This window comes from Paenibacillus mellifer, assembly GCF_023195895.1.
GTDB classification, from domain to species: domain Bacteria; phylum Bacillota; class Bacilli; order Paenibacillales; family Paenibacillaceae; genus Fontibacillus; species Fontibacillus mellifer.
The window spans coordinates 1-22266 of sequence record NZ_JALPRK010000020.1; the positions used below are offsets into that span (position 1 = coordinate 1).

Below are 22266 nucleotides of genomic sequence, written 5' to 3' on the forward strand. Positions count from 1 at the left end.
AAGAAGAAAGAGCACTGCCGTTGATTCGGTAGTGCTCTTTCTGTATTCCCAAGTGAAAACCGGCAAAAGTGCAGTTATCATTGAGAAACTCGCCGATAAAGCAAAGAACACCGCCGAATGAACGGAAAGCTCTTGCTGGAATCGGTCGTATTTTGGTTTAGTTCCCAAATCATGATGCCGCCTAAGTTCTCTAGGGCGTATTGCGTCTTCTTCTGAATCGTCGAAATCCCATTATAGTGGGCTTCCATTCCGTTAATCATCGAGATGTAGGTATTGTAAGCGTTGGGGCTTGATAGCAATATCGCAGCATAGGAGGCCCAGGAAGGTCGGCCATAGAAAGGAACGCCCAACACGTTTTTGTCTGCGGGCATTTTTCGCGTATCCTTCCGATATTTACCGCAGAGCACCGCGAAATCATAGGTGGAGTGTTTATTCCCATCACCACCGTCATAGGCCATGACGTTAAACCAGTCTACGGCGCGGATGACGTTGTCGGTCTGGTCTGCCGAGTCCCAATAAGTGACGCCTTCCGGTGTCACACCGCTGAGGACTGCGGCGGTTAACAGCATGTTTTGCTTCTTCAGCTCCACGCTCAAGTAGACCATCCAATCCTCATATTTCTGTTTGCTTGGGCTGTCGTTTCTCGGATGCTCCCAATCGATATCCACGCCGTCGAAACCTTACTGCTTGGCCATCGCGATGATAGCGTTGCCAAATCTCTTGATCTTCGCCGGCGTATTGGTCGCTGCCATGAAGGTACTTTCCAAAGGGATGTCATTGTAGGACGAGCCGCCTACCGCGAGCAGCGCCTTCACGTCATTTGCATGAGCCGTCCGAATGATCTGGCTGGCCGTGTCCGGATTGCTCAGCGGTAGGAGCGAGCTTTCGCTGATAGGTATCGCAAACGCATAATTAATATGCGTCAGGATATGATACTGGTTTTATCATCCCACCCTTACGGAGAGACCTTTCGTATTCCTCACCTCCATACATAGAAAAAGCAGGAAATATATATATTATCTACTTTGTACATTGTGCTAGTGATTTCCAGTGACTTTTGATATATTTACCATATCTATCAAGTTAGTGGGTTGATTGGGCAAGGAATCTAGTTCTACCTGGCCGAATAAGAGAGAGTAGGTAGGGAATATTCCAGAGGAGGTCCTTCATGAGCGAAACTTTTAATGAAAGAAACGAGATGAAGCGTAGGCTCGAAGTCTTGTTCAAACAGCTGAAAACATACCGGAATGAGTTGCTGACGGTAGTAGAAGAAGTTACGGAGGAGGAGGCGGACCTTATACCCGAAGGGTTTAACAACAACATCCGCTGGAACCTTGGGCATGTGCTGCTGGATCAATACTTGTGGATTCAAGTGTTAACCAAGGAAGAGCATCCGCTGCCGGCAGCTTATAACGACTGGTTTGGGTTCGGAACGAATCCTTCCCACTTTACCGTCGAAACGCCCAGGCTGCAGGAATTGCTCGGCTCGCTGCGGCGGCAGCCTGACGATATTCTGGAACGGAATCGGTTTCGTTTGGAACAGGAATTTCCGTCTACCGACATGGACATGCATACCATCGAACAAGTGCTGGTCAGAACAATATTTCATGAAGGCCTGCATCTGGGTGCCATTCAGGCCATAAAGCGGAGGCTTCACGCCTGAATGACGGCTGCGTCTTCCACCGGCGTACGAATTCCGTCACGCATATTTCCATCTATTTCATGTACAATAAGAAATGAAATTTTCACTAGGATTTGCATGGGATATTACAAGAATGAGATAGATGGAGGTAGCTGAGCGGAATGAAGCCGATACTGGAAGTGGCTGCATCCTTTGGCATTGCCGAAGAGGATGTAGAATTGTACGGACGTTACAAAAGCAAATTGGATCCCGGATTAAGAGAAAAACTACGTGACCGTCCCGATGGAAAGTTGGTACTGGTGACGGCGATGAATCCGACGCCGGCCGGCGAAGGAAAAACCTTAACGACGATTGGCCTAGCGCAATCGCTAAATGCCATCGGTGCGCCGACGATCGCGGCGCTGCGGGAACCGTCGCTTGGGCCCTGCTTTGGCATGAAGGGCGGTGCTACGGGCAGTAATAAAGCACAGCTTCTACCTTCCGAAGATATCAACCTGCATTTTACCGGCGATCTACATGCCATTACATCGGCGCATAACTTACTTGCGGCGATGCTGGATAATCATATTTTTCATGGGAATGCACTGCAAATCGATACAAATCGAATCTTGTGGAAACGCGCGTTGGACATGAACGACCGGAGCTTGCGACAAATCGTTGTCGGACTCGGCGAAGGAAACGGGAGCGTGCACGAATCCGGATTTATGATCACGACCGCCTCAGAAGTTATGGCGGTGCTGTGCCTTAGCGAAGATGCGAGCGATCTTAAGCAACGCTTGGGCCGGATGGTCGTTGCCTACAATATGACCGGGGAAGCAATCACCGCAGCACAAATCGGCGCCGTGGATGCAATGACCGTACTTTTGAAAGAGGCGATCAAGCCGAACCTGGTGCAAACGGCCGAAGGAACCCCGGCGATCGTACACGGCGGACCGTTTGCGAATATCGCCCATGGGTGCAGCAGTGTGATCGGAACGAAGACCGTGCTCAAGCTGGCAAAAATCGTCGTGACCGAAGCCGGCTTTGGGGCTGATCTGGGCGCGGAGAAGTTCTTTAACATCAAATGCCGGCAAGCCGGCTTGAAGCCGGATGCCGCGGTGCTGGTCGTCACGGTAAAGGCGCTGAAATATAACGGCGGAGCGCCCAAGACGGGGCTGGATCAACCGAATTTGGAAGCGCTGCGGGCCGGACTTCCTAATATGAAGCGGCATCTGGAGAACCTTCGGAAATTCGGGGTACCGGTGATGGTTGCGTTAAATCATTTTATCAGCGATACGGAAGAAGAGATCTCGCTCGTGAAAGAGGAATGTGCCCGGCTCAGCGTTCAGGTTGAGTTATCCGATGTTTGGGCCAAAGGCAGCGAAGGCGGTAAAGAAATGGCGACAACTCTGCTCGGCATCCTGCAACAGGATACAGCACGGTATGTGCCCCTCTATACGGATGATCTTGACCTTAAGGCCAAAATAGAGACGGTCGTAAAAGAGATTTACCGTGGGGATGGCATCAAGCTGAGCGCCAAAGCCGCAGCCCGAATGGAGGAGCTGGAACGGCAAGGCTTCGGCCGGCTGCCGGTGTGTATGGCGAAGACGCCGTATTCGTTCTCCGACCAGGTGAATCTTCTGGGAGCTCCCGAAGGGTTCACGGTACAAATCAAGGATGTTACGTTATCCGCAGGGGCCGGCTTTATCGTAATTCATACCGGTAATATCGTCACGATGCCCGGACTGCCGAAGATTCCGGCCGCTGAGCGGATCCATCTCGACGAGCACGGGGAAGTTGCAGGTTTGCTATAATTAATGCGTTAGAGGATAACCATTCGATGAGAAGAGGTGGGTTTGTGGAGATCCGATCATTACGAGTCGAAGAATTTGACGCTAGCTTGAACTTGTCTGAGTATGCATTTCAATACAAGGTCGAGATGAAGGACAGAGAAGAGCAACGTAAGTTATTTATTCCTGAACGTTCCTGGGGAGCGTTTGAGAACGGCGAACTGCTCGCTAAGCTGATGCTTCTTCCGCTGCATTTGTACGTGCAAGGGCGCCCTATTCCCATGGGAGGCATCGCCGGTGTGGCCACCTGGCCGGAGCATCGGCGGAGCGGGCTCGTGAGGGAGCTGCTGGCTGTCGCACTCCGCCAGATGAATGAGCAAGGACAAATCCTGTCCTGTTTGCATCCTTTCTCCATCCCTTTTTATCGGAAATTCGGCTGGGAGGTCCACACGGATTACAAGAAATATACCATGAACATCGATAGTTTTCCCTCTAAAACGCTTACGACGGGTTCTGTCAAACGGGACATAAAGAATATTGAGCTGCTGAACGAGATCTATCATTCCTTTGCCCGGCAATACAACGGAATGCTGGTCCGTGACGAAGAGTGGTGGAAGCGCATGGTATTAGGTGAGGAGGGCCATACCGCTGTTTACTACGCTGAATCGGGGCAGCCGGAAGGGTACTTGCTCTACCAGGTGAAGAACAGGGAGCTTGTCATTAGCGAATTCGTATTCCTAAACGAGACGGCACGTCAAGGCTTATGGACGTATCTGGCCAACCACGATTCGATGGTGACTCAAGTGGTCTTCGACCGCGTTCCGGCGGATGATCTGCTGCCTTTTCTGCTGCGCGACCCGCGATGTAAGCAGGAAACGGTGCCGTATTTTATGGCCCGGATCGTTAATGCGGCGGCATTTGTTGCGGAATATTCGTTTGCCGTGCCAGCTGCGACCAGCCCCATTCGCCTTAGCTTACGGATTGAAGACGGGTTTGCACCCTGGAACGAAGGGAATTGGCAGCTAGCGGTGTCCCCGGAAGGGAAAGGGAGCCTGACGCCGGCGAATCCAGCAGATTTCGGGCTGGTTTGTGACATTCAAACGCTGACGGCCCTGCTGCTCGGCTATAAGCGGCCGCGGGAGATGTTCGCCTGCGGCAAATTAAGCGGCCCGGGAACCGATGCGGAAACGCTTGAACGGTTGATTCCCTTGAGCCAAACTGCATTACTGGACTTCTTTTAAATCACATGATTGGCATTTTCGGTCGATTCTCCGCTTCTTCAAGTGGGGGATTGGCTTTTTTTTGTCTTCGATCAGAAAAATTCCAACCTGAAATCGCAAAATTGCCTCCTCAAAAACCGAGTCCGTTTTAGCTAGACTAATAGTATAAATTCGGATGCAGGAAAGGATTTCACCGCAATGAAGAGAAGACAATGGTTGGCTGTTCTACCGCTTGCCGCCATGATGATTTCTTTGCTAGGCGCTTATGGCGTAATCAATGCGGCGAATAACGAGGAGAATCAAGTTCCGGGCATGTCCGAAGGCAGTCAAGATTATCCCATTGAGCTGACTTTCTGGGCGTTGGGGAATACCCATTACGCGACCCTGGCTCAAGAGTATATGGCGGAGCATCCAAATATTAAGATCAACATCAACATCCAAACCGATATATTTACACACCATAACCGCATGGAGTCTGCCTTGTCTTCTAGATCGGGTGCACCGGATATCTTCATGCTGGATCAGGAGTCTATGGAGCGTTTCGTGAACGCACAGGACCAATTTTATAACCTATATGATTTCGGAGCAAAAGGCATCGAAGTGGACTATCTGTATTGGGCTTGGAAACAGGCGACTTTGGTGGACGGCTCTTTTCAATTGGGCTTGCCGGCCGGTATCAGTCCGACCGTTGTATACTACCGCGCGGATTTAATGGAGCGGGCGGGTCTTCCGGCCGATCCAGAGGAGTTTAGCGCCGCGATTAACAAATGGGACAAATTTGCCGTGGTGGCGAAGTGGTTCACGGAACAAACCGGACTCCCGTTTGCCGATTCGGCAGATTTGGTGTACAACGGCCTTCGGGATCAATCGACAGACCGGATCTATTTCAATAAAATCGACGGATCCTTCATCGGAGATACCAATCCGCAGGTGAAAAAAGCGTACGATTTTACGGTAAAAGGCATTCAGGAAGGGTGGATCGGCAACTGGACATTGGGGTCTCCAGAGTGGGAAAAAGCGATCCGCGAGGGTGACCTTGGCGTCATCCTCGCCCCGACCTGGATGGAAGACACGATCCGCAGCGCTAGTGACACTACGGGAAAATGGCGGATTGCCCAAATTCCGGAGGGTTCCGGCAGCTGGGGCGGCTCCTTCTTGACGTTGCCAAGGGAAGGGAAACATCCGAAGGAAGCCTACGATTTCATCACTTGGCTGACAAACAAAGACAATCAGTTGGAAACGTATAAAGCGAGCGGGCTGTTGCCCTCGATCCCGGCGGTGTATAATGAACCTGAATTTCAAGCCGATCAAGATGATTTTTTTGGAGGTCAGGTGATTTCAGAGGCCTATGCCCGTTCTGCGCAGCGCGTAAAGCCGGTTTATTACGGGCCACGATTTGAGCAAGTGGATACCTTGATTAAGAATGCGTTCCGGGATATTGTTGAGAACAAGGCGGACCCGCAAAGTGAATGGGATGACGCCATGAAACGGGTCGCAGACGCGGCTTAATCATAGATCTTGAATGGATACGATAAACCTGATTCGCAAGGGGGCTAGCCCTCTTGCGAATTTCGCTTTGTTACGATGCAAAGGAATCTGTCGTACCATGAAGAATAATAGAGTAGGAGATGCATAGGAGGAACGAAATGAAGCTTCGTCGAAAAATCTTGCTGGCTATTATTCTTCTCGTCTTTATTCCCGTCATCCTGATGGGTTCGATATCGTATTACAGCTTCTCACGCGCCATGGAGAACAAATCCAACAATTTCTATTGGGTCTCCTTGCTCGAAACCGATCGTAAGCTGAAGTTTGCGCTGAACGAAGTGACGACCGTCTCTAACTCGGCGATCGCGCAGCCGTTAATACAGAAGCTGGTTAAGCAGCCGAATTTTACGGTGACCTATGAGCAAAAACAAGACATCAATAACCTGATTAACCACCCGATGATCACCTCCTTCGGGTTGTATTCCAAGGACAAGCTGCAGTACCAATTCAATGAGGCAATGTCCTTCAGAGAATTGAAGCAGCAAAGCTGGTACGGAGCCGTGAAAGCCGCCGAAGGCCGTCCGGTATGGGTAGGTCCTGGAGAGAATGGCTCCGCGGCCACAGGGAAGCCAGTTCTGATCCAAGCCCGTCTGATTAAGGATTACTATTCGCTAGAGGATATCGGCGCTTTAATTATTTATGTGAAACCCGATATTCTGGACCAGGTTTTTTGGGATGCCGCGACCTTAAAGCAAGGGGATATTCTACTCGTCAACAAGCTGGGGAACATCGTGTTCGACAAGTCCGGCACACATATCGGAGAACGCACAGAATTTCCTTTCCTGACCCATGACGAGCCGGAAGGAAAGGGCTACTATACGGCCAAATATCAAGGTGAAAAGTCGCTGATCACCTACTTGCCTTCGCATAACAAGGATTGGTACCTGGTGGCCATTACTCCAAGCAAGCTGATCGCTTCGGAATCGAACTCCATCCGCAACATCGCGGTTGTGCTGGTGTTAGTATCTCTAATCTCGGCCTTCCTGTTCGACCGTTTTTTTGTCCGTCGCCTGGTGCGCAGTATTATCGGTGCAGTTAACGGGATGAAGCGGGTGCAGCAGGGGATATTCGTACCGATTACGTCCGCGGTCCGCAGCGAAGACGAGACGGATTTGCTGGTCGATGGCTTCAACCGGATGAGTACGCAAATTTCCGAGTTGATCGAGCAGGTGCAGACCGAGCAAGCGCGTAAGAAAGAATTTGAGCTTCAGGCGCTAGTCGCCCAAATCAATCCGCATTTCATTTACAATTCGCTGGAGTCGATCAATTCGCTGGCCGTCTTGCAGGGGAACAAGCAGATTAGCAAAATGGTGGTCTCGCTCGGCAAGCTGCTCCGCATCAGTATTAGTGAGAACCAGCAATTAATCACGTTATCCATGGAAATGGAGCATGTACGGCATTATCTGGACATTCAAAAATTTCGCTTTGAGGAGCAATTCGATTATCATATTGAAATCCCCGAGTCGTTAAAATACTTCTTGACCCAGAAGCTGATCGTGCAGCCGATCGTAGAAAACGCGTTGTACCATGCGATCGAACCGATGGAGGAGAAAGGGCTGATCTCAATCACGGCCAAGGAGGACGAACGGGATATTATGATCGACGTAACGGATAACGGGCCGGGCTTCAGCTCGGATACGTTGATGAATCTGTGGAGCAAGGATGGGAGTCCTAAGAATTACCGGGGGACCGGCGTCGGGCTCAAAAATGTGCATGAACGGCTGCGCATCCGATTTGGCGCCCGTTATGGCATCCTGATCTGCTCTTCTCCCGGACACGGCTCCACCATTCGCATCCGCATTCCGAAAATTCTCCACGAACCGGGAGCGGCCAAACGATAAAGGCGGACAAAGGAGGCGGACAACATGAAAAAATGGTTCTTAAACTGGGGTTGGATCGCCGTTTATGCTGTAGTGCTGGCGATATCCGTACTGATTATCGCTGCCGACGGACACGAGCCGATCGAGGAGAAACAGGCGGAGAAGGTCACGATAACCTTTCGCCACTTCTGGATCAAGGAGCATGACCGGCAGATGCTAGATATCGTTGAGGACGTCGTCGCCAAGTTTCAAGAGACGCATCCCAACGTGAAGGTGAATTTTGAGGGGATGGACCAGACCGTCCACCGTGAGCAAAAGCTGAAGAGCGAGATGGTGACCGGGACACCCCCCGATATGTTCGTATTGTTTGGAGGCGCGGAAATTGAACCGTATGTCCGCTCCAGTCGGTTGATGGATCTGACCGAATTCGTACAGGAGAACGGGCTGAAGCAGGAATTTCAGGACTTGCACTTGTGGACTTTCGACAACCATATTTACGGCTTGCCGATTGAGGGGAACGCCGAACCTTTATTCTATAACAAGGAGATATTCCGTGAACTGGAGTTAGAACCGCCGCAAACGCTGGAGGATTTAAATGAAGCCATTCGCGTTTTGACCGCCCACCAGATCACGCCGTTTGCGCTTGGGAATGAGGAACGTTGGCCGGCGGCCATCTTTGCGCATTACTTGATGGACCGTTATGCCGGTCCGGGGCTGATCGAAGAGCTGGTACAAGGCGACGAGTCGCTAAGCTTCCAAAACCCGTCTTATTGGAAAGCGTTTAAGCAGTTGAAAACCTGGATCGACGAGGGTGCCTTCTATGAGCCGGCAAATGACCTGTCGACCGAAGAGGCCATCGAGCGGTTCACCAGCGGCGAAGCCGCGATGTACCTGAACGGGAGCTGGGATATCAACCTGTTCCACAACGAGAAGGCACCGGCCGGGTTCCAAAATCAGGTCGGAGTCCTCCCGTTTCCTTCGCAGACGAAGGGAGGCAATCAATCGATCGCCGGAGGTTACACGATCGGGATCGGACTGTCCTCTAATTTGGAGGAAGCAAAATGGGAAGCAGCACAGGAGCTGCTGAAGGCTTTTTATACTGAGGATGTGCAGCGGCGTATCGTTTACGAGGCCTTACGTATACCTTCAATGAAGATTACGTATGATTCAGAAAAAACGGGGCCGGTCTTTGCTCAGGTCGTGGAAATGATGGAGCGAAGCAGCCAAAGCTTTGTGCCGTATGACAACGTGCTTCCGCCTGAGGTCAACAAGACTTTCCTGAAGGTGTTGGAGGAAATGATCGGCAAGCAGGCGACGCCCGATGAGGCGCTGGAGCAAATCGAGCAAACCTCGAAAGAGTACTGGCAGCTGCGGAGAAGCTCATTGCCTGACGGAACGACGGGAGGTGCAAGATGGTAGCAAAAGGGGAGAAATACCGAGTCATTCTAGTGGATGATGAACCGGTTATTCTGCGAAGCTTGAGAGTAGCCGTGCCTTGGGAAGAGCTGAACTTGGAGATCGTCGGAGAGGCACGGGGCGGCGAAGCGGCTCTGCAGCTCGTGCACGAGCTGTCGCCTCATATGATCATCAGCGACATCCGCATGCCGGGGATGGACGGGATTTCGTTGATGAAGGAAGTGCTGGCGGAGAACGCGAATCGGCTGTTTATTTTTATCAGCGGTTACGGGGAGTTTGAATACGCACGCGAGGCGCTGCGGGAAGGCGCATTTGACTACCTGCTGAAGCCGATCGACCACGACGAGCTGATCGAGATGATCCGCCGGGCCAAGAAAACGTTAGAGAAGCAGATGGAGAACGATAAGCTGCTGCATTCGGTGCAGGTGTTGTCGGTTCTGGCGAGGGAGCGCATGTTTGCCGAATTTATCGAAGGCAACCAGAGTCAAACCCATCTGCAGCATATGCGCTGGCTGGAGAACAGCGAGCTGATGCAAGACTATTTCATGGCCGTGATCCAGTTGGACCACTTCATGAAGTTGAATGAGCAATGGTCCCCGGAGGAGCGGCGGCTGTGGTTGTTTGCGGTTCGCAATATTCTGGGAGAATGGTCGATGGCGCGGGGGGCGCTGACGATGTTTCCTTTTCATGGCGGGGAGTGGGTTCTGCTATTTCCAAGTACACTTACGAGCCAAAAGGAAGAGCTCGGGAGCGATGCGATCCGGCAAATTCAGCTCTACACCAAATTGTCCTGCTCGATTGGGTTTAGCCAAACGGTAGCCGGAATGGAGCGATTGAGCGAGGCGTACCAGAGCGCTGCCAAGGCGTTGTATCAGCGGTTTTACAGCGACAGGGCGGGCGTGTTCATCGATCAGCCAAGCCAAGAGCCTGGGGTTGTTGACCGAGAGGCGAAATATCCGAAGCACCTGGAAGCAGTGCTCCTGGACAGCATCCGGACGTTAAACCGGGAGCGTTTGCTGACTGCATTGGATGATACGAAGCAGTATATTGAGGAGCAAGCCTTTTCGAAGGAAGCTGCCGAGCGCATCATCGTAGAACTGACGGTGGTGATGTTCCGACAATACGAGCAGATGAACCTGCTGTCGGAGTGGTCGCTGGAGGGCTTGCTGCAGGAGTTGCAGTCTTTAGAGACGTTGCATGAAATGATCGGACTGCTCAAAACGAATTTTAGCCGGTGGATTAGCGAAAGCCGAGACAGCCAGTTCAAGGACAACGTGCAGACGGTGATCGCCAAGACGCAGGAATACATTCTGAGCAACTACCATAAGGACCTTAGCATGGAGGAGGTCGCGGAGCGGGCCGACTTGAGCATCAGCCACTTTTGCTTGCTCTTTAAGCAGGTGACCGGCTACACGTTCCTTGAGTATTTGACGGAATGCCGCATCGAAAAAGCCAAATACATCCTAAAGAACAGCCATGTCAAAGTGTTCCAGGTGGCCCCGATGGTCGGCTACCAAGACCCGCGCTACTTCACCCAGGTGTTCAAAAAGGTGACCGGCATGACGCCAACGGAATTTCGGGAGGAAGGGGCGTAGGTGCTCGGCTGGGGGACAAAAAAACCTGCATAGGATGCAGGTTTTTTTGTGGTTATAGAGGAGGGGATCACGCGACTCACCATCTCCGTTGCTAGGAAGTAAATGTATGCGAAAAATCGAATAGAATTCAGCGTCATCTGCGATTTCAACGGAATGTATTCGAAATTTTATACATATTTGCGCTATAGGAGGACGTAGACAAGGATTCTGTATGAAAAACCGAATACAATTCGGACTTTTCTCCGTTTCCACCATTTTATATGCGAAAAATCGATACATTTCAGCGCTAGAGTCTCTTGCGGCGGAAGAAATTCCGGAATCACCGTGAGCGAGCAGACGCTGACTTACGCAGCTTATGCCGTGGACGGTGGGAAACTGGATGAATTTACGCTGACCCGTTAATGACGGATGCTTTCTGCGCTGGTCATCGGCTGGACCGCTTCCTGCGGTTTTTCCTTGGCCGGACGGTTCCGTCGCAGCAGGAGTCCCAGCACGGCGCCGCCCATCGCTACGAACATCATGATGAAGAATGTGTCGTCGAACCCTTTAGCGAGCGCAGTCGCCGCTGCTTGGTGCATGGCCTCGGCCGATCCGGCTGCCGCTTGAGTTAAGTCGCCAGCGGATTGGGCAGCCTGCGCCGCGGCGGCTTTCATTTCATTTCCGCGAAACGTGGCTCTGGAAGTCAGAAGGGTCACCAGCGTGGAAATCGCCAGCGAATTGATGACCTGCTGCATGGAGTTCGTCAGCGACGTAACACGGTTGATCAGCGGCTTAGGCGCCTTGTTGAGCAGATGGTTGTTCATCGGCATCGTCATCATGCCCATCCCCGCACCGCACATGATCAGCGGTATGATCAGCTGATGGCTTTCGGTCGTCAGGTCGACATGCGAATATTGGAACAGCGCGCCGGAGACCAGGCTGAGTCCCAGTACAACCAGCCAACGTACGCCGATCCGGTCGAACAGGATCCCGGCGATCGGCATGATTAGTCCCGAGGCAATCGCTTGCGGCAGCAGAGTTAAGCCGGTGTCAAACGCACCGAATCCGCGAGCCTGCTGTAAGAACTGGGGCAGGAGGAACAGCGCCCCGTATAAACCGAATTGGCCTACCCATTGGACGAAGATCCCGGCACTGAAATCAACCGATCGAAAGATCCGTAGCTCCAGCAACGGAGTGTGGGTTCTCAGTTCGGCAATCACAAAGGCGATCAAGGCAACGCCGCCGATGACGAGGCCAATAATCGTTTTATTGGCGCTCCAGCTTTCCGCCCCCTGGCTGACACCATAGGACAGGGAAGCAAACGCCAGCGGCCCGAGGATCATACCCCATTTGTCGATGCCGGCGACTGGATTGCGCTCCACCTTCGGCAGCTTGAAGATCCCGATAGCCAGGCACAGGATCCCGACCGGAATGTTAATCAGGAAAATCAAACGCCATGTGTGATACTCTACCAGCCAGCCCGACAGGACAGGGCCGATGGCCGGGGCGAACAGCACGGGAATGCCCATGATGCCCATGACGACGCCCACTTTGCTGGCCGGGCTTAATTTATACACGTACGCCATCGCTACCGGCAGTACACAGCCACCGCCCAAACCTTGAATGACTCGGAAGACGATCAGCCATTCCGCCCGGTTTGGTGTCGCGCATAGCAGGGAGCCGACAGTAAACAGTACAACTGCGCTGAGAAACACCGTTTTCGCTCCGAAACGGTCGGATAACCAGCCCGATAACGGGATGACGGAAGCTTGCGCCAGCATGTAACCGGTGACGACCCATTGCAAGGTCTTCAGATCGGTGCCAAAGTCGGTGGCGAGCGTCGATAAGGCGACGTTCATCGCCGTGTTGTCTAGCACGACCATGAAGACCCCCGCGATGATGGCGAGCAGCGGCACAAGGATGCTCTTTAATTTGAAATTCGCGTGGGATGGAAGCGTCTGCTCCATGATTTTCTCCTCCTAAGCGGCCGGCCAGGGGGGGCCGTTACGATACGGGAAACTGTTATCGGATTGCCCCTCGGCCGGTATCTCTGTATAATGGTAATATAAGATGCGGACAATTGTCCGTTTAAATCACGTTACCTAGTTTACGGACAATTGTCCGTTAAGTCAAATGTGTTTTTGGAATGACGCAAGCAAGGAGGAAGGAAAGCGATGAATCAGGACAGGCGGGAGACTGACCTTTACCGGGAGCGCATCCTGAAGGCAGCTCGGCAGTTGTTTCATGAACACGGCCTGGACGGAGTCAGCATGTACATGATCGCTCGCACGGCGGGGATCGGACAAGGCTCCCTATACCGGAGATATGCGGACATCGGCGAGATTGGGTCGGACCTGCTGCGAGACAACACGGAGAAATTGCTGAGTGGTCTGGAAGCATTGGCAAATGAGCCGATTCGGCAATCGGATCCAGAGGATCGTACCGAGAAGAAGGGACGTGATGGGAGGAAAGATTCGTATCTGGCGTACCTTCGAAGCGCGATTTCTCAGGTTGTCGATTTCACAGATGAACATGCCGAGCTGCTGCTGCGGATCAAATCCGAGTTTACGGGTAAGAAGCAGCTCACCCAATTCGAGCATCCGATCTTTGAGAAACTGAACGGCATCTTGACAGACCTGTTCCGGCAAGCCGTCCAGGCCAGGGAGATTCGCGAGGTAGAGCCGCCGTTTATGGGCAGCGCCTTAACCGCCGTATTAAGCCCCGATTTGTACCTGTACCAGCAAAAGGTTCATGGCAGCACCAAAGCGGAAATTCGGCAGGGCATCCTCACTCTCGTCGACGCACTGGCCATATAATAGCACAAAGCCCTTCGGAACCACGGATGATTGATTTTCCGTGCTCCAAAGGGCTTTGTTTGTATGAAGGGCTAAGCTGCTGAGCAGGGCTTACACCGGAACCTGCCCATCCCGCACCCGCGTGCCGGCTAATTCCGGCAGGGGCTTACGCTCCGGCTCCGCGCCGCAAAGTCCAGCGCATTCACGGAAAGCGAAATGACGGCAGCCCCGGCACTTATCGGCGTTAATGATACCCAGTGCATGCGTCAGGGCTTCACCGGTGTTCTCGAAGAAGTTCGCTTCGCCGATCGTCTCATAGCAACCGGTTTTGTCCATCAGTTTATGCGGCTGCACGCGAAGGCCGGAGACCAGAACCGTAATGCCGGCTTTATGCAGTCGCTTCACCAGGGCCATGAAATTGGCTTCGCCGGTCGTATCCATAAACGGCACCTTACCCATCCGGATCAAGACGACTCGCAGCCTGCCGTCTTCAATCTGCGAGACAAACCGGTCAAACGCCTGTGAGGCCCCGAAAAACAACGGCCCATCAACAGTAAAGATCGAGACTTGCGGACAATCGTGATCTTCGGTCACCATATGAGGTCGAACCTTTTCCTTGCCGGAGCCTAGATCTGGCAGTACTTTATCGACGGTGAGCAGCTCGCCCATCCGTTTGACGAACAGTACCACGGCAAGCACCAGGCCGACTTCGACAGCGGTCGTAAGCGTAGTGAACACCGTGAGCAGGAAGGTGACGAGCAGCACAATCGTATCGCCGGTCCGCGTCTTCAGCATTTGAGCGAACGCTTTGCGCTCACTCATATTCCAGGCGACGACCATCAGGATCGGCGCCATGCTGGCGAGTGGGATGTTGGACGCGTAAGGGGCGAACAGCGCCACGATCAGCAGCACGACGATGCCGTGGATGATGCCGGAAAAGGGAGAGACCGCCCCGTTCTTGATGTTCGTCGCCGTCCGGGCGATCGCACCGGTCGCAGGAATACCGCCGAACAGCGGCGCAGCCATGTTGGCGAGGCCTTGCCCGATCAGCTCGCGGTTGCTGTTGTGGCGGGTGCCGGTCATCCCGTCCGCCACCACGGCCGAGAGCAGCGATTCGATGCTGCCGAGCAAGGCGATGATGAGCGCCGGCTGCAGCATCGGCACGACGCTGCCCCAAGACAACGTCAGCGGGTGGAGGCTGGGCAAGCCGCCGGGAATTGCCCCGTAAGCGGAACCGATCGTTGTCACCTTACCCGGGAACAGCCAGGCGGCAGCCAGTGTGGACACGAGGATGCCCACCAGCGAGCCCGGGATTTTCGGCAGGAACTTCGGTGTCAGCAGCAGCGCGGCCAAGCAAATGGCTGCCGTCAGGAGACTGTAGAAGTTTAAGGTGTGAAACTGCAGGGCAATCTCCTTCATATTTTCATGAAAATACTCATGCCGTTTGATGCCGGTCAAGCCAAGGAAGTTGCCGATCTGTCCGCTGAAGATCGTCACTGCGATACCGGCGGTAAACCCAATCGTGACCGGCCGCGGGATGAATTTGATCAACGTTCCGAGCCGGAGCAGCCCCATCAGCACCAGGAAGATCCCGGCTAGGAAGCCGGCGATCAGCAGATTTTCGTATCCGTATTGCAGCACGATGGCGAGGAGAATCGGAATAAAGGCCCCCGTGGGACCGCCGATTTGGAACCGTGATCCTCCCAACAGCGAAATCAGAATCCCGGCGATAATCGTCGTATACAACCCATATTCCGGTTTGACGCCGGACGCGATCGCGAAAGCCATCCCCAGAGGAATGGCGACGATGCCGACGATACACCCCGAAATCAAATCTTTGCGTAAAGAGGCCGCGTTATAATTACTGAACCTTCCTGTCCACTTCATCCGTTAAACCCTTCTTTTCTTAGAAATCTGCAGCTCATGCAGCATGATCCATCCCGGTAAACAAAAAAGATCCCCCGCAGCCCGGCGGGGAAACTTGGGGTTCCTCATTGTTGTTTGCGGATCCCTTGCAGTAAAGATATCGATTCAACCAAATGATTATCGAAAATTTGCCGGGCTACTGCGAGCAAATCCTTCAGCAGCGGATCTCGCAGCGAATAAACGACCGTTGTGCCTTCTTTGACCGTGTTGACAAGATTTTTGGCGCGAAGAACGGCTAGTTGCTGGGATACGGCTGACCCTTCCGATCCGAGAATCGCTTGCAGCTCGTTGACATTCCGCTCGCCTTCGCTCAGCACCTCCAGAATACGAATTCGCATCGGATGGGCGAGAGCTTTGAAAAATTCCGCTTTAAACTGTTGCAGGTTCGCGTCCATCGAGTAAACTCCTTAGAATCTGAAATTTCATATCTCTGAATCTTTGCATATTTAACACTATAGCATAACGCTTGCGAAGGTGCATAGGGAAAAATGTCACGTCAGTAGTCGGCAGCCGTGATCGAGGCCAAGGCGTGCAGAGTTTTTCCAATTGAGCTTAGATGGTGAAACATGTTATACTTAATAATGATAATCATTATCATTTATATGATAGCAACTAACCTCTTAGAGATAGTTTGGAGACTGCTGTCTTTGATATAGAAGCGATCCTATGACGGGATGGTATAGAAAAGAGGATTCGGACACGATGGAACATCTATTAGAAGTGAAAGATTTGGCCATCTCCTTTAACACCCGCGAGGGAGAGGTGCAGGCGATCCGCGGCGTCAGCTTCCACGTCGACAAGGGGGAGACGCTGGCGATTGTTGGAGAATCCGGTTCGGGCAAAAGCGTGACCTCTCAAGCTGTCATGCAACTGGTTCCCTGGCCGCAAGGCAGATATAAGCGTGGGGAGATTTGGTTTGATGGACAAGAACTGATCGGCAAGACCGAGAAGCAAATGCAGCGGATTCGGGGCAAAGAGATCGGGATGATTTTTCAAGATCCGATGACTTCCCTTAATCCCACGATGAAGGTGGGCAAGCAAATCACTGAGGTACTCCATACGCACGAGCAGATGTCTAAAGACGCTGCGTATCAGCGGGCTGTGGAACTGCTGGGCTTGGTCGGAATCCCGTCACCGGAGCGGCGGTTCCATCAGTATCCGCACGAGTTTAGCGGCGGGATGCGGCAGCGTGTGGTGATCGCCATCGCGTTGGCCGCGAATCCGAAGCTGCTGATTGCGGACGAGCCGACGACGGCGCTGGACGTGACCATCCAAGCGCAGATCCTGGAGCTGATGAAGGAGCTGCAGCGGAAGATCGGCACCGCGATTATATTCATCACACATGATCTGGGTGTTGTGGCCAAAATGGCTGACCGCGTGGCGGTGATGTATGCCGGGCAAATCGTTGAATCGGGGACGGCGGAGGAGATCTTCTACGATCCGCGCCATCCGTACACGTGGGGGCTGCTGGCCTCGATGCCAAGTCTGGATGGGCATGACGGCGGGAAGCTGTCGGCGATCCCCGGCACGCCGCCTGATTTGATCCGCCCGCCGAAGGGCGATGCTTTCGCGCTGCGGAGCTCGTATGCGATGAAGATCGACTTCGAGCAAGAGCCGCCGTTGTATCGGGTATCGGATACGCATGTGGCGAAGTCGTGGCTGCTGCATCCGCAGGCGCCGGGCGTTCGGCCGCCGGCCGTCGTGAGCGGGAAGCGCCGCCAGCTGCCGGGGGTCTATGACGCGCCGGTGTTGGCGGAGGCGTAACAGGGGCGAAGATACTATTTTTCATAGGGAGGAACCGGCATGTTTGTGATGACAAGGACGATGGTCATTGAGAAAGGGAACAGCGACAAAGTGATCGCGCGTTTTAGCGCGGAGAGCCCGCTCGATCAGATGGAGGGCCTGGTGGACATCAGCGTGATGGTTAACCGGAAAAGCCAGGAACAGGAGGAAGTTGTCGTTGTGATTCGTTGGGAGTCGCAGGAGGCGTGGAAGAATTGGGAGAAGAGCGACGCGCACATCCAAGGCCACAAGAACAGCCGGGGGCAGCAGCCGCCCGCGTTCATTCTGAGCACAACGGTTCAGATGTACGATGCGCAGGTTGTGAAGAAGGGGAAGGCTTTTTTGAACGGTGCGTAACATGGTACACTTAAGTCAAATCGCTAGATGCTAGATTGAAATGCTAGATTTCCAGCGGAGATTCGTGACTACTATAAGGCAAGGAGATCTGAAATGAAGCTGGTTTCATGGAATGTGAATGGTTTACGGGCCTGTGTGGGCAAAGGGTTTTTGGACTATTTCAAGGAGACGGATGCAGATATTTTCTGCCTTCAGGAGACGAAGCTGCAGGAAGGGCAGATTGAGCTGGATCTCGGCGGTGATTACGAGCAGTATTGGAATTATGCGGAGAAAAAAGGCTATTCCGGCACCGCCGTCTTCACGCGGATCAAGCCGTTATCTGTGCGCTACGGCATGGAGGAGGACTCCGAGCCGGAGGGGCGGATCATCACGCTGGAATTCGAGGAGTTTAACCTCGTGACGGTGTATACGCCCAACGCGAAACGCGATCTCTCTCGTCTGGACTATCGGATGGAGTGGGAGGACCGGTTCCGCGCTTATCTGACGGGGCTGGATGCGATCAAGCCGGCACTCGTTTGCGGCGACCTGAACGTCGCTCACATGCCCATCGACATCAAGAACGCGAAGTCGAACGAAGGCAACTCCGGCTACACCCTGGAAGAACGCGGCAAAATGACCGATTTGCTGGCGTCCGGGTTCACCGACACCTTCCGGTTTTTGTATCCGGATCGCGAAGGGATGTACAGCTGGTGGTCGTACATGCCCAAAATTCGCGAGCGGAACATCGGTTGGCGGATCGATTATTTCCTCGCGTCCTCGCGGTTGGAGCCGCGGCTGCAAGATGCGGGGATCGATTGCCACATCCTGGGCAGCGACCATTGTCCGGTGTCGTTAACGGTGGAATGGTGATATAATCCTAGCTAGACGAAGGACGTCCTTATTCCCGCACAAGTTGCGGTTAGGGGCGTTCTTTTTTGGTGGAAACTTGTGCCCACAAAAAAACACCTTCAAGGCGGCCTACGAGTCTCTATAGTGACATGGCCGAAATGTCTTGAAGGTGTTGTGTTTTGGATATCATGTGAAGGAAAACTGCTTTATTGAAACTCCCGAGGGTGACGACTCATCAGTTCGGGGATCGCCTGAGCGCGTCCAGTCTCCCTTAAGCGTTGAGCATATTGTTTGAGCTGTCCTTTGGCGTGGTAGGGTCCGCCTTCCTTCATTACAGTCCATAGCGGATCCGTATCGTGAGTCATGGTGCGCATCATCTGATCATGCCATTTATTGAGGAGATAGACCGCTTCGCGGCATACATCTGGATGAGTAACAGCAACATTTACCTGTTCATGCTCGTCCTCTTGCAAATTGAATAGCATTTCGGTATCGAAAAGATGATAGCCGTCATGATAGGTGCGTATATACAGCCATTCGTCAAAACGGACACTGCGTTGGCAGACATGGGCACATTGCGAGAGAACTAAGTAATCCCTGCCACACTCCTTGCCGGACCTTAGGGCAGATGCATAACTTTGTCCGTCCCAGCTTGGCATTGAATTCCTACCCATCAAATCTGCTAATGTAGGACCTAGGTCTAAATGATAATGTAAGCCGTGATCTACATGGTTCTGCATCATGCCTGGGTATCGGATGATCATCGGAATCCGGCAGGTGCCCTGGTCGGCGGTACCGTGTTCTCCGTAAATGCCAAGCTGGCCCATGTTCTCTCCGTGATCTGCCGTGATAATAATCACGACTTCATCCATCACCCCTTGTAATCTAAGTGCTTCAAAAATTTGACCGATATGTTCGTCCATGTAACGGATCCCGCAGTCATAACCATCGATCATCTGTTTGAGATCAGACATATCAGCGATCTTTCCGGGAAGCCGTGGGTATTCTTCTTGCACTTTGTCGTCGAACATATTAATCTCGTTCACACTATGAGGACCTACTTTTTGCTTGTGGACTTCCAATACTTCTTCTGTCAGCCAAGCTGGCAGCGGTTCATCGGCAAACGGGTTACCAAAATCATTGGGAGCTCTATAAGGCGTATGCGGGTCCCAATAATTTACATATAGCATCCAATTATCCTTATTTGCATTCTTTTCGAGCCAGTCCAGAACGATGGGCGTGACCTCCTCGGCGGATTCCGCACCGCTTCGGCCTGTATTGTGTATCTCATTGAATCCGGCATAGAAAGGCCAGGAGGAGTGACGCTCACCGAAAGGACTGATCAATGCGGTGTACATGTCCTCCGCTCTAAACAAAGCCGGAAGGGATTCTTGGGTTAAACGGCTTTTAAATTCCCGTTGCTCCCCTTCATGACGCATATCTGCCGCTGTTCCACCGTGGCCGACGACACCGGTGTGAATGCCAAAGCGACCTGTCATGAGAGCTGTACGTGAAGGAAGGCAGGGCGCATCAGAGGTATAATAATTCGTAAATCGCACACCTTCCCGGGCTATTTGATCTATATTGGGCGAAGTATTGCGTTGATAACCGTAACATCCAAGATGGCTTGGCGATGTTGAATCCAAATCGAGCAGCAAAACTTTCATATGGTGATCCATCTCCTTCAAAATATCGGTGTGCGCAGCAACAAGCAGCTGATTCTATTCTCTAGTGCAGGGAAGGGGTCAACCTTTGACAGCGCCGGCCATTCCGTCTACAAAATACCGTTGTAACAGTATGAAAATGAGAATGATCGGGGCGAGAGCAATCGCTCCTCCAGCAGCAATTCCGGTCCAATCCACGATATTCTCTCCCCTCAAGGCGTACAGGCCAACTGCCAATGTACGCAGACGAGGCTCGCTCAAGGTTAACACAAGCGGCATCAGAAACGAATTCCAGGTCCAGATAAATTGCATGATAATGACACTGCCCATCACTGGCTTGGAAATGGGCAGGATGACGCTGGAGAAAGTGCGAAAGAATCCTGCACCGTCAATGAGAGAAGCCTCCTCCAGTTCCTTGGGTACTTGTCGGAAAAAGCTGACGAACAGCAAAACGAATAGCACGTGTCCGCCACCGGCTTCCGTGAGAATAACGCTAGTTCGAGTACCCAGCAAACCCATATTTTTGATTAGCTCAAAGACAGGGATGACCGAGAACTCAAGCGGCACAAACATACTGGCGGCAAGTACCAGCATAATTGCTGTTTTGCCTGGGAATTCATAGCGTCCAAGAGCATAGCCGCAAGTTGCTGTAATGAAGAGGACAATAATGATGACGGTTATGGTAATGATAACTGTATTGAAAAAATAAAACTGGAAGTTCCCCACATCCCAGGCTCGTTTGTAATTGTCCCATTCCCAAGAAGCAGGGAGCAGGTTCAGGCTGTCTGTGAAAAACTCATTAGTATCTTTTAATGATGCTGATACCATCCAAATAAATGGGTAAACCCAGATGACTCCGAATAAAAGAAGAAGCACATGTATCGGCAGTCGGAGTAGTGTCCGCATTAGGCCACTCCTTTCGTATCTCGGCCTGAGGCGAGCTTGCGAACAAGCGCTTGCAACAGGCCAACCAGAATGATGCTGAAAGCAAAGAAGATACCCGCAGCCGAAGCGTAGCCAAGACTAGGAAGTCCCATCTCGCTTGAGAAGGCGTAACGGTAGATATAAGTGGACACCACATCCGTGGCATAAAACGGACCTCCATCGGTCATCGTTTTCACCAGGTCGAATACCTTCAATGCCCCGGCGGTGTTAAGCAGCAGAATAACCAGTCCTATCGGCAAAATCAGGGGGAGCGTAATGGAGTAGAAGGTTCTGGCTGGACCCGCTCCATCAACCCGAGCAGCCTCGTACAATTCGCGGGGAATACCCTGCAGCCCGGCAAGCCAATAGATCATGTTCATCCCGATATTTTTCCAAACATAAGTAACAATGACCGCGATCATCGCCATCCCCGGTTCACTCAGCCAATTGATCTCATGCTCAATCAGATGCAGGCGGGTCAACAAAAAATTAATCGGACCATCAGAACTCCAAATAAAGACCATGATAATGCCGATAACGGAAGTCGTGGTAATTACGGGAATAAAGAATAGCGTCCGGTAGAACTTGGCTAAACGCAGCAACGGGTTGTTAAGTACGACGGCCACCAGTAGCGATAATAGCCATAAAATCGGCACGGTGCTGACCATAAACAGAAAACTATGGCCAAAGGCCTTCCAGAAATATGGGTCCGCCACTAGATGCCGATAATTGTCCAGGCCAACAAAGGTTTTATTGGAGCTGATGCCCGACCAATCAAGGGTGGAGTAATACCAGTTGATCACAATCGGCCAACCTTGAAACAAGGCATAGAAAATCAGGTTCGGCAGAACAAACAGATAACACCACCAAAGCGTGCGTTTTTTTTGATTTATGTTCCTCTGAGTAGCAGGGCTCGAAAGTCCTGCAGTTGATTTCGTCATTTGGTAACCCCCTAAGTAAAAAAGACGGAGTACTCGAATACGGAGGCCTGCCCAAATAGATGC

At 52.3% G+C, this 22266-nt stretch carries 18 protein-coding genes; 11 read left to right on the forward strand and 7 right to left on the reverse strand.

What is annotated here, in order from left to right:
* Positions 1-77: 77 nt before the first annotated feature.
* Positions 78-668, reverse strand: coding sequence for a glycosyl hydrolase family 18 protein (locus M0651_RS18090; RefSeq protein WP_372491004.1), 591 nt, complete (start codon positions 666-668; stop codon positions 78-80).
* A 530-nt stretch (positions 669-1198) separates the two neighbouring features.
* Here M0651_RS18090 and M0651_RS18095 point away from each other — a divergent pair.
* The 7 genes from M0651_RS18095 (at position 1199) to M0651_RS18125 (ending at position 11007) form a co-directional block, all read left to right on the forward strand.
* Positions 1199-1663 carry a DinB family protein gene (locus M0651_RS18095; protein ID WP_248553221.1) on the forward strand — a complete coding sequence of 155 codons (465 nt, stop codon included), beginning with the start codon at positions 1199-1201 and terminating at the stop codon, positions 1661-1663.
* Positions 1664-1803: 140 nt separating this feature from the next.
* On the forward strand, positions 1804-3435 hold the full coding sequence (locus M0651_RS18100) for a formate--tetrahydrofolate ligase (RefSeq protein ID WP_248553132.1): 1632 nt from the start codon (positions 1804-1806) through the stop codon (positions 3433-3435).
* Positions 3436-3479: 44 nt separating this feature from the next.
* A complete protein-coding gene (locus M0651_RS18105) occupies positions 3480-4652 on the forward strand; it encodes a GNAT family N-acetyltransferase (RefSeq protein WP_248553133.1) in 1173 nt (390 codons plus the stop codon).
* 177 nt (positions 4653-4829) lie between these two features.
* Positions 4830-6140, forward strand: coding sequence for an extracellular solute-binding protein (locus M0651_RS18110; protein WP_248553134.1), 1311 nt, complete (start codon positions 4830-4832; stop codon positions 6138-6140).
* Positions 6141-6277: 137 nt separating this feature from the next.
* Positions 6278-8017: a cache domain-containing sensor histidine kinase gene (locus M0651_RS18115; protein WP_248553135.1), complete on the forward strand. Its 1740-nt coding sequence runs from the start codon at positions 6278-6280 to the stop codon at positions 8015-8017.
* Positions 8018-8041: 24 nt separating this feature from the next.
* On the forward strand, positions 8042-9415 hold the full coding sequence (locus tag M0651_RS18120; protein WP_248553136.1) for an ABC transporter substrate-binding protein: 1374 nt from the start codon (positions 8042-8044) through the stop codon (positions 9413-9415).
* A complete protein-coding gene (locus M0651_RS18125; RefSeq protein ID WP_248553137.1) occupies positions 9409-11007 on the forward strand; it encodes a response regulator in 1599 nt (532 codons plus the stop codon). The genes M0651_RS18120 and M0651_RS18125 overlap by 7 nt, the downstream gene beginning before the upstream one ends.
* 398 nt (positions 11008-11405) lie before the next feature.
* Here M0651_RS18125 and M0651_RS18130 read toward each other — a convergent pair whose 3' ends face one another.
* Positions 11406-12953 (reverse strand): DHA2 family efflux MFS transporter permease subunit, encoded by a 1548-nt coding sequence (locus M0651_RS18130; protein ID WP_248553138.1) that lies wholly within the window; start codon positions 12951-12953, stop codon positions 11406-11408.
* A gap of 207 nt (positions 12954-13160) precedes the next feature.
* Between M0651_RS18130 and M0651_RS18135 the strand changes: the two genes are divergently transcribed.
* Positions 13161-13802, forward strand: coding sequence for a TetR/AcrR family transcriptional regulator (locus tag M0651_RS18135; RefSeq protein WP_248553139.1), 642 nt, complete (start codon positions 13161-13163; stop codon positions 13800-13802).
* A 90-nt stretch (positions 13803-13892) separates the two neighbouring features.
* On the opposite strand, the gene M0651_RS18140 is transcribed toward M0651_RS18135, so the two are convergent.
* Positions 13893-15668 (reverse strand): SulP family inorganic anion transporter, encoded by a 1776-nt coding sequence (locus M0651_RS18140; RefSeq protein ID WP_248553140.1) that lies wholly within the window; start codon positions 15666-15668, stop codon positions 13893-13895.
* 104 nt (positions 15669-15772) lie between these two features.
* On the reverse strand, positions 15773-16102 hold the full coding sequence (locus M0651_RS18145) for an ArsR/SmtB family transcription factor (RefSeq protein WP_248553141.1): 330 nt from the start codon (positions 16100-16102) through the stop codon (positions 15773-15775).
* A gap of 307 nt (positions 16103-16409) precedes the next feature.
* Here M0651_RS18145 and M0651_RS18150 point away from each other — a divergent pair, with 307 nt between their 5' ends.
* From M0651_RS18150 to M0651_RS18160, 3 genes are all read left to right on the forward strand, one after another.
* On the forward strand, positions 16410-17471 hold the full coding sequence (locus tag M0651_RS18150; RefSeq protein ID WP_248553142.1) for an ABC transporter ATP-binding protein: 1062 nt from the start codon (positions 16410-16412) through the stop codon (positions 17469-17471).
* Positions 17472-17510: 39 nt separating this feature from the next.
* Positions 17511-17846 carry an antibiotic biosynthesis monooxygenase gene (locus M0651_RS18155; protein WP_248553143.1) on the forward strand — a complete coding sequence of 112 codons (336 nt, stop codon included), beginning with the start codon at positions 17511-17513 and terminating at the stop codon, positions 17844-17846.
* Positions 17847-17939: 93 nt separating this feature from the next.
* Entirely contained in the window at positions 17940-18695 is a 756-nt protein-coding gene (locus M0651_RS18160) for an exodeoxyribonuclease III (RefSeq protein WP_248553144.1), read from the forward strand.
* Positions 18696-18880: 185 nt separating this feature from the next.
* On the opposite strand, the gene M0651_RS18165 is transcribed toward M0651_RS18160, so the two are convergent.
* From M0651_RS18165 to M0651_RS18175, 3 genes are all read right to left on the reverse strand, one after another.
* Complete coding sequence (locus M0651_RS18165; RefSeq protein ID WP_248553145.1) at positions 18881-20341, reverse strand: sulfatase family protein; 1461 nt, start codon at positions 20339-20341, stop codon at positions 18881-18883.
* A 78-nt stretch (positions 20342-20419) separates the two neighbouring features.
* Entirely contained in the window at positions 20420-21244 is an 825-nt protein-coding gene (locus M0651_RS18170; RefSeq protein WP_248553146.1) for a carbohydrate ABC transporter permease, read from the reverse strand.
* Positions 21244-22203 carry a carbohydrate ABC transporter permease gene (locus M0651_RS18175; RefSeq protein ID WP_282577987.1) on the reverse strand — a complete coding sequence of 320 codons (960 nt, stop codon included), beginning with the start codon at positions 22201-22203 and terminating at the stop codon, positions 21244-21246. The genes M0651_RS18170 and M0651_RS18175 overlap by 1 nt, the downstream gene beginning before the upstream one ends.
* Positions 22204-22266: the final 63 nt, after the last annotated feature.